At 71.3% G+C, this 13,562-nt stretch carries 10 protein-coding genes and 2 pseudogenes; 4 read left to right on the plus strand and 8 right to left on the minus strand.

From position 1 onward, the window contains the following. Positions 1–197: 197 nt before the first annotated feature. A complete protein-coding gene (locus tag ACIQHQ_RS19140; RefSeq protein ID WP_402613453.1) occupies positions 198–689 on the minus strand; it encodes a DUF5709 domain-containing protein in 492 nt (163 codons plus the stop codon). A 404-nt stretch (positions 690–1,093) separates the two neighbouring features. Between ACIQHQ_RS19140 and ACIQHQ_RS19145 the strand changes: the two genes are divergently transcribed. After that, a complete protein-coding gene (locus ACIQHQ_RS19145) occupies positions 1,094–2,563 on the plus strand; it encodes an APC family permease (protein WP_402613083.1) in 1,470 nt (489 codons plus the stop codon). 11 nt (positions 2,564–2,574) lie between these two features. After that, a complete protein-coding gene (locus tag ACIQHQ_RS19150; protein ID WP_402613084.1) occupies positions 2,575–3,546 on the plus strand; it encodes a hypothetical protein in 972 nt (323 codons plus the stop codon). On the opposite strand, the pseudogene ACIQHQ_RS19155 reads toward ACIQHQ_RS19150, so the two are convergent. From ACIQHQ_RS19155 to ACIQHQ_RS19170, 4 genes and pseudogenes are all read right to left on the minus strand, one after another. Then, positions 3,546–3,773: pseudogene (locus ACIQHQ_RS19155) on the minus strand (proteasome subunit beta); the annotation flags it as partial. The gene ACIQHQ_RS19150 and the pseudogene ACIQHQ_RS19155 sit on opposite strands and share 1 nt — an antisense overlap. A gap of 73 nt (positions 3,774–3,846) precedes the next feature. After that, entirely contained in the window at positions 3,847–5,325 is a 1,479-nt protein-coding gene (locus tag ACIQHQ_RS19160; protein WP_402613085.1) for a hypothetical protein, read from the minus strand. Positions 5,326–5,429: 104 nt separating this feature from the next. Further along, positions 5,430–7,783 (minus strand): annotated as a pseudogene (locus ACIQHQ_RS19165) (glycoside hydrolase family 65 protein). Further along, on the minus strand, positions 7,780–8,517 hold the full coding sequence (locus tag ACIQHQ_RS19170) for an HAD family hydrolase (protein WP_402613086.1): 738 nt from the start codon (positions 8,515–8,517) through the stop codon (positions 7,780–7,782). The pseudogene ACIQHQ_RS19165 and the gene ACIQHQ_RS19170 overlap by 4 nt, the downstream one beginning before the upstream one ends. A gap of 112 nt (positions 8,518–8,629) precedes the next feature. Here ACIQHQ_RS19170 and ACIQHQ_RS19175 point away from each other — a divergent pair, with 112 nt between their 5' ends. Together ACIQHQ_RS19175 and ACIQHQ_RS19180 are read left to right on the plus strand one after the other, a co-directional pair. Beyond that, positions 8,630–9,307: a nucleoside/nucleotide kinase family protein gene (locus ACIQHQ_RS19175; RefSeq protein WP_402613087.1), complete on the plus strand. Its 678-nt coding sequence runs from the start codon at positions 8,630–8,632 to the stop codon at positions 9,305–9,307. Positions 9,308–9,314: 7 nt separating this feature from the next. Then, positions 9,315–9,824 (plus strand): GNAT family N-acetyltransferase, encoded by a 510-nt coding sequence (locus ACIQHQ_RS19180; protein WP_402613088.1) that lies wholly within the window; start codon positions 9,315–9,317, stop codon positions 9,822–9,824. A 121-nt stretch (positions 9,825–9,945) separates the two neighbouring features. On the opposite strand, the gene ACIQHQ_RS19185 is transcribed toward ACIQHQ_RS19180, so the two are convergent. The 3 genes from ACIQHQ_RS19185 to ACIQHQ_RS19195 are packed head-to-tail and all read right to left on the minus strand — an operon-like array spanning position 9,946 to position 13,477. Further along, positions 9,946–11,664, minus strand: a complete 1,719-nt coding sequence (locus ACIQHQ_RS19185; RefSeq protein ID WP_402613089.1) for a hypothetical protein — start codon at positions 11,662–11,664, stop codon at positions 9,946–9,948. A gap of 2 nt (positions 11,665–11,666) precedes the next feature. Next, positions 11,667–12,569, minus strand: coding sequence for a carbohydrate ABC transporter permease (locus tag ACIQHQ_RS19190; RefSeq protein WP_402613090.1), 903 nt, complete (start codon positions 12,567–12,569; stop codon positions 11,667–11,669). After that, the gene (locus ACIQHQ_RS19195) at positions 12,566–13,477 is read right to left on the minus strand and encodes a carbohydrate ABC transporter permease (RefSeq protein ID WP_402613091.1); all 912 of its coding nucleotides are present in this window, start codon (positions 13,475–13,477) and stop codon (positions 12,566–12,568) included. The genes ACIQHQ_RS19190 and ACIQHQ_RS19195 overlap by 4 nt, the downstream gene beginning before the upstream one ends. Between the last annotated feature and the right edge of the window lie 85 nt (positions 13,478–13,562).

Raw genomic sequence — 13,562 nt, forward strand, 5'->3', positions numbered from 1 at the left:
GCAGTGGCTGCACACCTACAATCACCACCGCGGACACACCGCGCTGAAAGGCCAACCACCCGCCAGCCGCGTCCCCAACCTCACGGGTCAGTACACCTAGCCGTGCCTCGGCATGCGGAAGGCCACCGGCCCGGCGCGGACGCGTCCGGGTGCGGTGGCCTCCAGGCTGCCGACATGACCTCCGGCAGGCGGGTGGTTCACCCTGTGCCGTCGTCGTCGGGCAGGATGCCGTCCTCCTCGACCACGTGCATGGCGGCCTCTTCGGCGCCCGCCGCGCCACCGTCGATGCCGACGTCGGCCGCGACGCTCTCCTTCGTGGTGTCGGCGTGCGCCCCCTCGTCCGGGGCGACCAGACGTCCGGCCCGTGCGGTGCCCGCCTCGGGGTCCACCGGTTCGCCGTCGCTGTCGGGACTGTCGCCCACGCCGTCCCCCACGGGCTCGGCGGACACGTCGGGGACCTCCTGGGCGAGCCGTTCGTCCAGGGTCTCGCCCTCGCGCTGCTCGGCGGCGGTGGTGCCGCGCTTGGTGACGCCGAGGGGCTTCTCCGGCGGGGAGTAGCCCTCGTCGAGGGTGTCGTCGTAGGTCCGTTCGTCGACGGCGTCCTGCAGGTCCAGCGGCGCGGCGTCCTCCTGCTCCTCGTTGGTCCCGGTGGGCTGGTACACGTCGTCCGCCATCGGTTCGGGGCGCATCGGTTCCGTGCCCATCGCTCCTGCCTCCTTGTCGCTGCGTCGACTCGTTCGTCTCTGCTGTCCGTTCCGCGTTTCCCGTAACACGGGCTCTAACCTCGGCGGATCCCGCCGGCGACGAGGGCGGCCCAATGTCCGGCGGATCAGCGGGAGTCGAAACCCGAGGCGGCCCCGGACGTTACCCACCAGTCAAGCTTGAAACATCAAAGAGTGGGGCTATCATCACTCGCACACACGGTGTGACCGACTGCCGACGCGGCGGCAGCACGGTATCCACCATCCCCTTTTCATCGTCCCCGGGCCCGAGGCCACCCTCCTCCGTCCGGCGGCGAGCTCCACCGCCACCCCCGTCGTCGGGACGGCATACCCGCCTCCGGCCGACGTGCACAAGCGAAAGCAGCGCATCCATGAGCAACAGCAGGGGCAGAGGGCTGCAGGCCAACGTCCTCGGCACGTTCGACACCGTGGTGATGGCGGTCGCGGGCAGCGCCCCGGCGTACTCGCTGGCCGCGACCACCGCCGTACTGGTCGGTGCGGTGGGGCCGGCCAGCCCGGCCGCCCTGCTGTACTGCGCGATACCCATGCTGGGCATCGCGCTGGCGTTCAGCTACCTCGGCCGGATCGACGTCAACGCGGGCGCCAGCTACTCGTGGGTCGGGCGCACGCTCCACCCCTTCCTGGGCTTCATCAGCGGCTGGGCCCTGGTGATCTCGGCGACGATCTTCATGGTGGCCGGTTCGCTGCCCGCCGGGTCCATGACCCTCGCGCTCTTCGACGACACGCTCGCCGACAACACCGCGCTGGCCACGGTGGTCGGCGCGGCCTGGTTCCTCGTCATGCTGGGCGTGGTGCCCGGCGGCGCCCGGCTCACCGTCCGGGCGCAGCTGATCATGTCCGGTGTGGAACTGGTCATCCTGGCCCTGTTCGCGGTGCTCGCCTTCTTCCACACGGACAACGCCCGCGCCTTCGACTGGTCCTGGCTCGGCTTCTCCCACTTCGACGGCATGGCAGGCTTCGCGTCCGGCGCGCTCATCGCGGCGTTCTACTACTGGGGCTGGGACGTCACCAGCAACCTCAGCGAGGAGACCCGCAACAGCCGCCGGACCACGGGCCTCGCGGGTCTGATCGGCGTGGGCATCGTCTTCCTGCTGTTCGAGGTGTTCACGATCGCGGTGAACGTGATCCTGTCCTCGAAGCAGATCGAGGAGAACGACGCGAACGTACTGGCGGTGCTCGGCGAGGAGGTCTGGCCGGGCTGGGGCGGCAAGCTGCTGATCGTGGCCGTGATGCTGTCCACCATCGCCACGCTGGAGACGACCCTCATCCAGGTCACGCGCTCGCTCTTCGCGATGGGCCGGGACCGTACGATGCCGTCCGCCCTGGGCCGGGTGCACCGCCGGTGGAACACGCCCTGGGTGGCGATCGTGGTGGTCGGGGCGGTGGCTCTGTTGATGTTCATCGCCTCCAACGCCCTGGGGTCGGTGGGCGACATCCTCTCGGACGCCATCTCGGCGATCGGCCTGCAGATCGCGGTCTACTACGGGCTCGCGGGGCTCGCGGTGGTCGTCGCGTACCGCAGGATGCTGCTGAAGTCCGCGGCCGACTTCGTCTTCGGCGGCCTGTGGCCGCTGTGCGGCGCCCTGTTCATGTTCTGGGTTTTCGTGGAGTCGCTGGGCGAGCTGAACAGCGCCGCGGTCGCGATCGGCATCGGCGGTCTCGCGGTCGGGCTGATCCCGATGCTCTGGTACTGGAGGCAGGGCAGCGACTACTACCGGCCCGCGAAACTGGACGCCTCACGCGTAGTCGAGGCGGACTACGTGCCCGGCGAACAGGACGCCCACGCCCGCGTCCACGAAGGCCTCTCCACCGACTTCTGAGGGGAACCCCGATGGCGCGAGGCAGTTTCAGACGGGGTTTCACTCCCGACTTCGACCCCGACTGCGGGGACACCGACCTCACCTCCGCCCGCCAGGACCTGGTGATCGGCCGCTGGCAGGGGCTGCGCGACCTCCTGGGTGTCACCGGCCGCGACTGGGCGGCCCGGGGGCACCGGATACGCCGGCTCGCGCAGGCCTGCGCGGGCAGTTCGACGGTGGAGTCCTGGCTCTCGGCGGACGCCCACAGCCCCGACGCGCTGGTGCTGCGGGCGGCGACGGAGACGGTGAGGACCTTCAACGCGGCCATCGCGGCGGGGCGCGGCGTGCCGATCGACCAGCACCGCGTGGACGCCGCGGTGCTGGCCTGCCTGACCGCGGCTGAGGCGTACCCGGAGGATCCGACGCCCTGGGTGTCGCTGATCTCGGTGGCACGCCTGTACCCGTCGGGGGTGCGCCGGCAGGAACTGGGGCGCTGGTGGGACGAGTTGCACGCGCGTGATCCGTACAACGTCGAGGGGCACCTGCAGGTGCTGCACTACTACTCGGCGCGCTGGCACGGCACGCACGGCCTCATGTACGACTTCGCCCGGGACGCGGCCGGGGTTGCACCGCCCGGCTGCCCGCTGCCGGTGCTGGTGCAGTACGCCCGGGTCGAGGAGTACCGATTCGCCCTCGACGCGGCACACGGCAGGCACTCCGCCGTGGGACTCTCGCAGCACTGGAACCACGACGGCGCGGTGAACGACGTCCGGCGGACCTGGCAGCGCTGGGTCATGAGCCGGACGGAGACCGCGATCGCGCCCGCCGAGCTGCGCGACTTCGGCTACCTGGCCCACGCGGCCTGCTCCGCCGGCGTCACGGACGTCGCGGGCGTCCTGCTGGGCATGCTGGGGACCCGCGCGACCCGCACGCCCTGGTCGTACACGGGCGATGCGGAGAAGCAGATCGTCAAGTGGCGCAAGGAACTGCGGCCGGGGGTGTGATTGCCCATCGTCGCCCGCCGGTCGCCCGCGATCAGCACGCGCCGTCCCGGTGGGTGAGGGCCGGCACGGTCGTGCCGTGGGGGGCGCCCTCGGCCCGGACACCGTCCGCCAGGACGCGCCGGGTGCTCAGGAGCTCGGGGCGGTGCGCCGTCAGGAACTCCGTGAGGGACGAGGAGCCCGGAGTGAAGAACTCCCCCCCGTCTGCCCGCGTGCTCGCTCGCCGCCACGCCGCGCCCCCTCGATGGTGACCGACAACCGCCTCCTGCCTGAGCCGGACGGGTGGGAAACGCGTCCAGGATGTCAGGGTCCCGGTGCGACGCGGACGTCCAGGTCCGAGATCCGGTGCACGGGCCAGGAGCGGGCGTAGCGGGGCGGGGTGGCGCCGGCGGGTGCGAGGTGCGCGACCGGGAGGCGGCCCGCGGTGCGCAGGATGCCGGCCACGGTGATGTTCTCGTTGTTGCCGGACGTCGCCCCCGAGGAGCAGCCGGTGTAGTAGCCGATCGGGATGGCCTCGTGACCGATGAGCAGGCAGGGCGAACGGACGCCGAGACGGTGCAGGGCGTCGGCGGTGCGGCCCCAGTCACGGCGGCTCTCGGTGTTGCGGGTCACGGCGCCGTTCAGTACGGCGAGCTGCGCCGCGAGGTGCCCGGCCAGGCCGAGCGCGACGAGCGTGACGGCCACCGGACGCCATGAGCCGCCCGGGGCTTTGACCAGGCGCCACAGGGCGTCCGCGACCGGGATCGCGAGCAGCGCGTAGGCCGGCTGGAGGAAGCGCGGCGCCGCGTAGCCGATCATGAAGAGGTACGGCAGGGCGGCCGTGGTGGCGCAGGCCAGCGGGACCGCGGTCCGTTCCAGGCGCCGGGCCCGGGCCGCGACGACCAGTGCGAGGCCGGCCAGAACGGGCAGGACGAACCACCAGACGGTGACCAGGGGGCTGGGCATCGGCCCGGTGCACGGTCGGCACAGGGCCCGTCCGCCCAGGCTGCGCAGTTGGTCGTCGACGGCGATCTGCCAGCCCAGTCCGCCCTGGATGCGGGAGGCCTCCGCCAGCCGCTCCCCCAGGCCGCCGTAGGCGGTGTACGCCTCGATCACCCAGGGCACGGCGCCCGCGGCGAGTCCCGCCGCGAGTACGAGAAGAAGCCGCCAGTGGCGGCGCGCCAGGGCGAGGACGAGCAGCGGCACTGCCACGTGGACCGCGTCGGTGGGCCGCATCCAGGCCATGAGCGCGGCGCCCGCCGCCAGACCCCACAGGACCGCCGGGGCGGGTCGTTCCGTTCCGGCGCGCAGGAAGCAGCCGACGCCGATCAGGGCGCCGATCGCGACCCAGTAGTTGGGCATGGCCTGCGGGCCGTAGAAGAGGGTCAGCCACAGGGAGGCGAACAGGGCCCCGCCGACGACCAGGACGCGGGTCGGGAACAGGCCCCGCCAGGCGCGCAGGGCCAGGTAGAGGGCGAGCCCGGAGAGCAGGGCGAGGTAGACGCGCAGCAGCGGGACGGACGACGACCAGGACGCGACCGGCGCCACGAGCAACGAGACCCCACGGGAGCGGGGGGCGCTGAAGAAGGCGGCCGGGTGATGGGTGGTGACCTGGCTGACGTAGACGATCTCGTCCCAGCCGAGGCCCAGGACCGGCCGGACGAGGGCGAGTTGCGCCAGGACGAACGCGGCGGCCAGGACGGCGAGCGGCCGGGTGCCGTGCGCCATGCGGGTGGTGCGCGGCCCGGCCGGCCGTTCGCGCTTTCGCCTTCTGACGAGGATGGCGCTCGCACCATCAGGCATGTTCCACCGCTTCCCCGATGATCGGATTTTACGATCATGCTAACCCTCGGGTCGGGGGTGTGCAGGGCGGACTCGGCCAAGTGCCTGACCCGGGGGGGGCAGGCTCAGCGGGTGTGCGGTGCCCGGTGCGGTGGCTGGCTGGGGGCCGGGCGGTGGTCGGCTCGGGAATGGGCCGGCAGACGGGTGCCTCCTCGCTCACCGTCAGTTCGCTCCCGTGGTGGTGGAGGGTCAGGGGCCGGCCGGAGGTCAGGGTGTACGTGGCCTGGTCCGCGGTCAGTTCCACGCGCAGACACCGGCCGAGGAAACCCACCCTGAAGGCCAGCCGGCTGTAGCGTTCGGGCAGGCGGGGCGCGAACCGCAGTGCGCCGTCGCTGCACCGCAGGCCGCCGAACCCGGCGACCAGGGCCATCCAGGTACCGGCGAGCGAGGCGATGTGCAGTCCGTCGCGCGTGTTGTGCTCCAGGTCGCCGAGGTCCATCAGCGCTGCCTCGGCCGTGTAGTCGCCGGCCAGGTCGAGATGGCCGGCCCGGGCTGCCATGACGGCCTGGACACAGGCGGACAGGGACGAGTCCCGGACGGTCAGCGGCTCGTAGTAGGCGAAGTTCCGGGCGATCTGCTCCTCGTCGAAGTACTCCTCGAAGAAGCTGCCACAGGTGTACATCGCCAGCACCAGGTCCGCCTGCTTGACGACCTGCTTGCGGTAGAGGTCGAAGTAGGGGAAGTGGAGCATCAGGGGGTACTGGTCCGGGCCGGTGCGCTCGAAGTCCCAGCGCTGGTGGCGGGTGAAGCCGGCGTGCTGTTCGTGGACCCGCAGTGCCTCGTTGTACGGAACGTGCATGGCCTCGGCGGCGTCCCGCCAGGCGGCCCGCTCCTCCTCGTCGGCGCCGAGCCGCGCGGCCTCGTCCGGGTGGCGCTTGCAGGCGTCGGCGGCGGCGAGCAGGTTCGCCCGCGCCATGAGGTTGGTGTACGTGTTGTCGTCGGCGATGGCGCTGTACTCGTCCGGTCCGGTGACGCCGTCGATGTGGAAGGCGCCCCGGTCGTCGTGGTGGCCGAGGGAGCGCCACAGGCGGGCGGTCTCCACCAGCAGTTCCACACCCACCTCGCGTTCGAAGGTCTCGTCGCCGGTGACGGCCACGTACCGCACGACGGCGTCGGCGATGTCCGCGCCGACGTGGAAGGCCGCCGTGCCGGCCGGCCAGTACGCGGAGCCCTCCGAGCCGTCGATGGTGCGCCAGGGGAAGGCGGCGCCGCGCAGACCGAGTTGGGCGGCGCGCTCCCGGGCGGCGGGCAGGGTGTCCAGGCGCCAGCGCAGGGCCTCGGCGGCGGACTTCGGCGCGGTGTAGGTCAGCAGCGGCAGCACGAACGCCTCGGTGTCCCAGAAGGCGTGGCCGTCGTAGCCGGAGCCGGTGAGTCCCTTGGCGGGGATGGCGCGCTGTTCGGCGCGGGCGCCGGCCTGAAGGACGTGGAACAGGGCGAAGCGCACGGCCTGCTGGATCTCCTCGTCGCCGTCGATCTCGACGTCGGCGCGCGCCCAGAAGTCGTCGAGGTAGGCCCGCTGTTCGTCCAGCAGCCCCTGCCAGCCGCTGTGTCCGGCCGCCGCCAGGGCCGCCTCGACCTGATCGCTCATCGCGGGCCGGGAGCGGGCACCGGACCAGCCGTGCGCGACCAGCTTCTCCACGCGCAGCCGCTCCCCCGGCTCCAGGACGGAGGTGATGGTCAGCCGGGCCACGTCCACGTTGGACTCGCTGCTCGTGATGGTCCGTTCGGGGCCGGTGACGGTGTGGTCGGCGGCCACGGCGACCCTGAGGCCGCTGCGGCGCGTGCGGTGGACCAGGCGCAGCCGGCTGCCCGTGGCGAGGTCCTCCTCCGGTTCCAGCGGCGACTTCGGCGCCTTGGCGGCGCGCGGGTCGCCGTCCGGTTCGGGCAGGCTCTCGTTGGCGACGAGTTCCGACTGGACGACCACACGGGTGCGTCCGTCGACGGGCTCCACCTCGTAGGCCACGGCGGCTATCGCGCGCTGGGTGAGGGACACCAGGCGTGTGGAGCGCACCCGGACGGTGGAGCCGGCCGGGGAGGTCCATTCGCAGACCCGCTCCAGGACGCCCCGCCGCAGGTCGAGGGTCCGCTCGTGGGTGACGAGCCGCCCGTAGCGCAGGTCGAACGGCTCGTCGTCGACCAGGAGCCGCAGCACCTTGCCGTTGGTGACGTTGATGGACGTCTGGCCGGACTCCGGGTAACCGTAGCCGGCCTCGGCGTACGGCAGCGGGTGCAATTCGTGGACGCCGTTGAGGTAGGAGCCGGGCAGGCCGTGCGGTTCGCCCTCGTCGAGGTTGCCGCGCCAGCCGATGTGGCCGTTGGACAGGGCGAACACCGACTCGCTCTGCGCCAGGACGTCCAGGTTGAGTTCCGATTCGCGGACGGTCCAGGGTTCGACGCTGTACGCCCGCTGTGTGATCACTGCGTGTCCCCCAGCTCGGCGAGGTCCCTCACCACGATGTCGGCACCGTGCCGGTACAGCGCGTCGGTCTGCCCGACCCGGTCGACTCCGACGACGTACCCGAAACGGCCCGCACGGCCCGCGTCCATTCCGGCCAGGGCGTCCTCGAAGACGGCCGCCGCGCAGGGCTCGACGCCGAGGTCCTCGGCGGCGGCGAGGAACGTGTCCGGGTGCGGCTTGCCGGGCAGCTTGCGCTCGGCGGCGACCACGCCGTCGATGCGTACGTCGAAGAAGTGCTCGGCGCCGATCGAGCGCAGCACGTCACGGCAGTTGGCGCTGGAGGAGACGATCGCGGTCTTGAGACCGTGCGCGCGGACGGCCTCCAGATAGCGCAGGGTGCCGTCGTAGGCCTCGACGCCGTCGGTGCGGATCTTCTCGAGGACCAGGTCGTTCTTGCGGTTGCCCAGTCCGTGCACGGTCTCGGCGCCCGGTGGGTCGTCCGGAGCGCCGTCGGGCAGGTCGATGCCGCGGGAGGCGAGAAAGGTGCGCACACCGTCGGCGCGTGGTCGCCCGTCGACGTACTCGTCGTAGTCCGCCGCGTCGAACGGCCGGAAGTCCGCGCCGTCACGCTCGCGCAGGAAGGCGTCGAACATCTCCTTCCAGGCGGCGGCGTGCACGACGGCCGTCTTGGTGACGACGCCGTCGAGGTCGAAGAGACAGGCGTGGATGTCTTCGGGGAGACCGAGCTGCGTCATACAGGTCCGATTCCCCGCCCGGCGTTGTTCCAGTGAGTGGCGCACGCCACACGCCTGGGCGCGAGGGGGGCGCCCGGTGCTCCGGTCCGAGCCCGGGTGACAGACTCTCCCTGTGCCGCTCACCTTCGACGACCTCGTTCACCGCGCCCGGGCCCTCCCGCGGGGCGGCCGGCGCGCGATCCTCGGTATCGCGGGCAGCCCCGGCTCGGGCAAGTCGACGCTCGCCGAGCACCTGGTGCGGGAGTTGAACGGCGCCGGTGAGCCCTGGGTCGCGCACGTCCCCATGGACGGCTTCCACCTCGCCGACGCCGAGCTGGAGCGCCTCGGCCGCCGGGACCGCAAGGGCGCCCCCGACACGTTCGACGCGGCCGGCTACGCGGCCCTGCTGCGGCGGCTGCGCGACGAGCCCGGCGACGACGTCGTCTACGCCCCGGGCTTCGAACGCGTCCTGGAGCAGCCGGTCGCGGGCGCGATCCCGGTGCTTGCGACGGCCCGTCTGGTCATCACCGAGGGCAACTACCTGCTCCTGGACACCGGCGCCTGGAGCCGTGTCCGTCCCCTTCTCGACGAGGTGTGGTTCTGCGAGCCGCCCGAGCGTGAGCGCGTCCGCCGGCTGGTCGCCCGGCACGAGCGGTTCGGCAAGACGCACGAGGAGGCGGTGGCCTGGGTGACCCGCTCGGACGAGCGCAATGCCGGGCTGGTGGCCGCGACCCGGGGGCGGGCGGACCTGATCGTCCCGGAGCCGGCGCTGCCTCGCGTGCAGGACCGGCCGGGTCGGGGTGAGGCATGATCTGCCCGTGATCAGACACGCCACCCTGGACGACATCCCCGAGATCCGGGTGATGATCCGTGAACTCGCCGCCTACGAACGGGCCGTCGAGCAGGCCCGGGCGACCGAGGAGCAGCTGCGCGAGGCCCTGTTCGGCGCGTATCCGGCCGCCCACGCGTTGATCGCCGAGGACGACGACACGGGTGAGACCGTGGGCTTGGCGCTGTGGTTCCCGCGCTTCTCGACCTGGACGGGCACGCGCGGCATGCACCTGGAGGACCTTTACGTACGGCCACATGCGCGGGGCGCGGGGCATGGCAAGGCCCTCCTCGCGGCCCTCGCCGCGACCTGCCGGCGCAACGGCTACGACCGCTTCGAGTGGTGGGTCCTGGCCTGGAACACGCCGGCCATCGACTTCTACACGTCGCTCGGGGCGGAACTCCTGGACGAGTGGAAGGTGTGCCGGCTCAGCGGCGAGCCGCTCGGGGAACTCGCCGCCCAGGCACCGGAGGTCGTGGACCCGGCCGGCGAGGGGTGAGCCGTTCTCAGGCGGACCGCGTCAGTTCCGGTTCCCCGCTCGCGTCGCCCGCCGGGCCGCAGCGGACCGCGAGGACGTGCACTGCATGCCTGAGGTGGCCATGGCGCGGGGCCGTCGGGGGTCACGCGACAGGTGCGGGCCGGCGGGCGCGAAGTGCGACGGTCAGCGTGTGCGGGCCGTGCCCACCGATGTAGACGCGGTTTCCGGTCGTCGCATCGGTGCCGCCCACCACGGTGTAGTCCTGTCCCGGGTCGTACCGCAGTACGTCGCTCCGGTCCGGCGCGGCCAGCGGTTCGCCGGCCTCGACGTGGGCCTCGACCCGGATCTCGTCGTCACCGGCCCGGTAGGTCATCGGTCCGGTCGTCAGGCACCAGCGCCCGTCGCCGATCGGTACGGCGCCCTCGGGTACACCGCCCGGGCGGAAGGTCAGTTCGAGGGCCCAGGGCACCCGTGGTCCGCTGATGTCGATCCGCAGGTCGGCACCGTCCTCCCTCAGGTCCACCTCTACGCGGGTCGTGTGTGAGACCTCGTCCCGAGGCCGGTCCGGGAAGGCCATCGCGGCCGAGAAGCGCCCCTCGTCCGCCAAACGGTAGGCGCCGTCGTCCCGGCGCCGGTCCGACGGCAGCGGCTGGTAGTAGGCGGCCGTGAGGGTTTCGGTGAGCCGGTACTGGTGGTCGGCGGGCTGTTGCACGGCGGCGGCACGGAAGGGGCCCAGGTCGAAGAATCCCCGTGCGAGACGGACCGCGTCGAGGACCGCGTCGCCGGCGAACAGGCGCAGGAAGGTGGGATTGCAGGCGAGGCCCGAGCGGATGCGCCGGTGCCGGGGCACGTCGGAGCCGCCGTACACCACCGTGTGCGCGGTGGCCGAGGTGCGTGCGGCGAGGCGCGCGGTGGCGATGTACCGGCCCCGCGGAATCTCCTCGGCAGCCGGCGCCGGCAGGTCGCGGCTCAGGTCCGGGGTGAGGAGGGTCTCGGCGAGCAGGTCGGGGTCGTCGATGCCGCCGGCGGCCGCCAGCCGCGCCGCCCGGCTGAAGTCGCCCCGGCCGGTGCGGATCGCGAGCAGCCGGTAGTGCGCCAGGTAGGGCGCCAGCGGGAACGGGTGGTTCTGGTCCTGCCGTCGTGAGTGGACGGTCTCGACCGTGCCGTCCGGCCTGATGAGGTCCAGGGTCGTGGCGAGATTGCGTTCGACGACGTCCAGCAGGTCGGCGCGGCCGAGCACGTCGGCCAGCAGCAGCAGCGAGGGGTTGGACACGTGGGCCGCGTAGTTGGCACTCCGTTCCGAGTACAGGCCCTCCGCGTCGATGTCGACGCCCTCGGACAGCCACTCCTCGATGCGGTCGAGCAACCGGTCGTCGGGGAACGACCGGTGCAGCCGGGCCAGCGTCGCGCACAGCTCCCAGCGGTGGTTCGGGGTGTGCACCCCACCGGTCAGGAGACTGCCGGAGGCGGCGCGGGCGATCTCGGCGAGCGTGGCCGTGACGTCGCGCAGTTCGGGCCCCGCGCCCGCGACGAGGAGGTGCGCGTCGCACACGTCGTTGACGGTGAATCCGGAGTCCGGCGGTGACTGCACGTTGTCGCCGCCGGCGAAGAGGCCGGTGGTCGTCTGCGCGGCGCGCAGGGCGCGGAGGTGGGTCGTCGCGGCGGCGACGGCCTGTCTGCTGCCGTGCAGTGCCGAGTCCGGGGACCGGTACGCGGCGACCAGGGTCTTCACCCGGCGTGCCAGAGCGCGGTGGGGCACGCCGGAGGGTTCCTCGTCGGGGCGGGCCGCCAGCGGGGCGGCCAGCCGGTCGGCGGCGAGGGCCACCGCGCGGACGAACTCGTGGTCGAGCGGCGTGGGCAAGGTCAGTCCTTCAGTCCGGCGTTGATGTCGGCGTTCATGACGTAACGCTGGAACACCAGGAAGACGGCGATCAGCGGGATGATGGAGATGACCGACGCGCCGAGCAGGACCGACCAGTTGATGTTCTGCGCGCCGACGATGCTCTGGATGCCGATCTGCACGGTGAACTTGTTGGGGTCGTTGAGCATCAGCAGCGGCCAGATGTAGTCGTTCCACCGCCATTGGAAGGACAGGATGGCGAGGGTCAGCATGATGGGCCGGGAGAGCGGCACCATGATCCGGAGGAAGATCGAGAGTTCGCGGGCGCCGTCGATGCGTGCGGCTTCCACGAGTTCGTCGGGAACCGTCAGGAAGAACTGGCGGAACATGAAGCATCCGGTCGCGGTGAGCACGGCCGGGAGGATGACGCCGGCGAACGAGTTGTAGAGGCCCAGGTCGCGGACCACCAGGAACTCCGGGGCGAGCATGACCTCCCCCGGCAGCATCGTGGTGGCCAGGATGCAGACGAAGAAGACCTTGAGCCACTTGTTGTCGTACTTGGCCAGCGCGTACCCGGTGCAGCAGCTGACACCCACCGTGAGGATCGTCGTGATCACGCACACGAGGGCCGTGTTGGCGAAGTACTGCGAGAAGTTGGCACTGCGCCACGCGGTCAGGTAACCCGACAGGGTGACGTCGTGCGGAACCAGCGTCAGTGGATAGGAGAACAGGTCCCCGGCCGGTTTGAGGGAGCTGAGGATGAACCACAGCACCGGCAGACCGTAGAGGCACGCCAGGATCCACAGCAGTGTCGTCGCGGGCACCGCCCGCCGGAGCCCACCGCCGGCCGCGTTGCGGGGCCGCTTCTTGGAAACGGCTTGTTCGGCCTCGGCATCGAGCGGGCGTGGGATGTCTGTGGTTGTCATCGGTTCTCCACCCGCCGGTTGACGATCAGCTGGATGATCGCGACGGCCATCAGGATGAGCATGAGCACGAATGACGCGGCGCTCGCGTAGCCGATCTGGCCCCGTTTGAAGCCGGTCTCATAGATGTACTGGACAAGCAGGTTGTTCGACGTTCCGGGTCCGCCGTTGTTGAGGGCTACGAACACCGGGTATTCCTTCATCGCGTTGATCGTGTTGAGCAGGATGACGATGAACGAGGTGGGCGCGATGCTCGGCAGCGTGATGCTGATGAACTGGCGCCATGGACCCGCGCCGTCGAGCGAGGCCGCCTCGTAGTACGACACCGGTACGTTCTTGATCGCCGCGATGAACAGCAGCATCGTGAAACCCGTCCACATCCAGGATGCCGCCATCACCACCACCAGCAGCGACAGGTCCGCGTTCGACTGCCACGGAACGGCGGCGCCGCCGAGCTCTTCGATGACGTAGTTGACCAGTCCGAAGTTCTCACCGAACAGCCACCGCCACAGGACGCCCACGACGATGGGCGACAGCAGCCACGGGATGAAGAAGATGACACGGGCGACCGACGAGCCCTTGGCGTGTTTGCTCACCACCAGATTGGCGGCGAGCAGCGAGAGCGCGAAGTTCAGCGGGACGAAGAGGATGGTGTACAGCAGCGTCCGGGTCAGCGCACCGTAGAACGTGGCGTCCCCGAGCAGGTTCCGGTAGTTGTCCAGTCCGGTGAACTGGAACACCCCCACGCCCGTGTAGTTCGTGAAGGAGTAGACGAGCCCGATCACCGCCGGCCAGACGAAGAACAGCGCGAAGAGCACGACGTTGGCCGCGATGAGGACGAGCGGCGCAAGGGTGTAGCTGCTGCGTCCCCTGGGCGGGCTCGCGGACACGGCCGAGGCGCGTTTTGTCATCTTCCTGACTCCGTGCTGGTGGAATGGATTCCTTCGGGCTCATGCCGTGAGCCCGGCGTCACATGGGTGCCCAGGCCCGGGCGAC

It is taken from the genome of Streptomyces sp. NPDC092370 (assembly GCF_044755265.1).
In the GTDB taxonomy this organism is placed as follows: domain Bacteria; phylum Actinomycetota; class Actinomycetes; order Streptomycetales; family Streptomycetaceae; genus Streptomyces.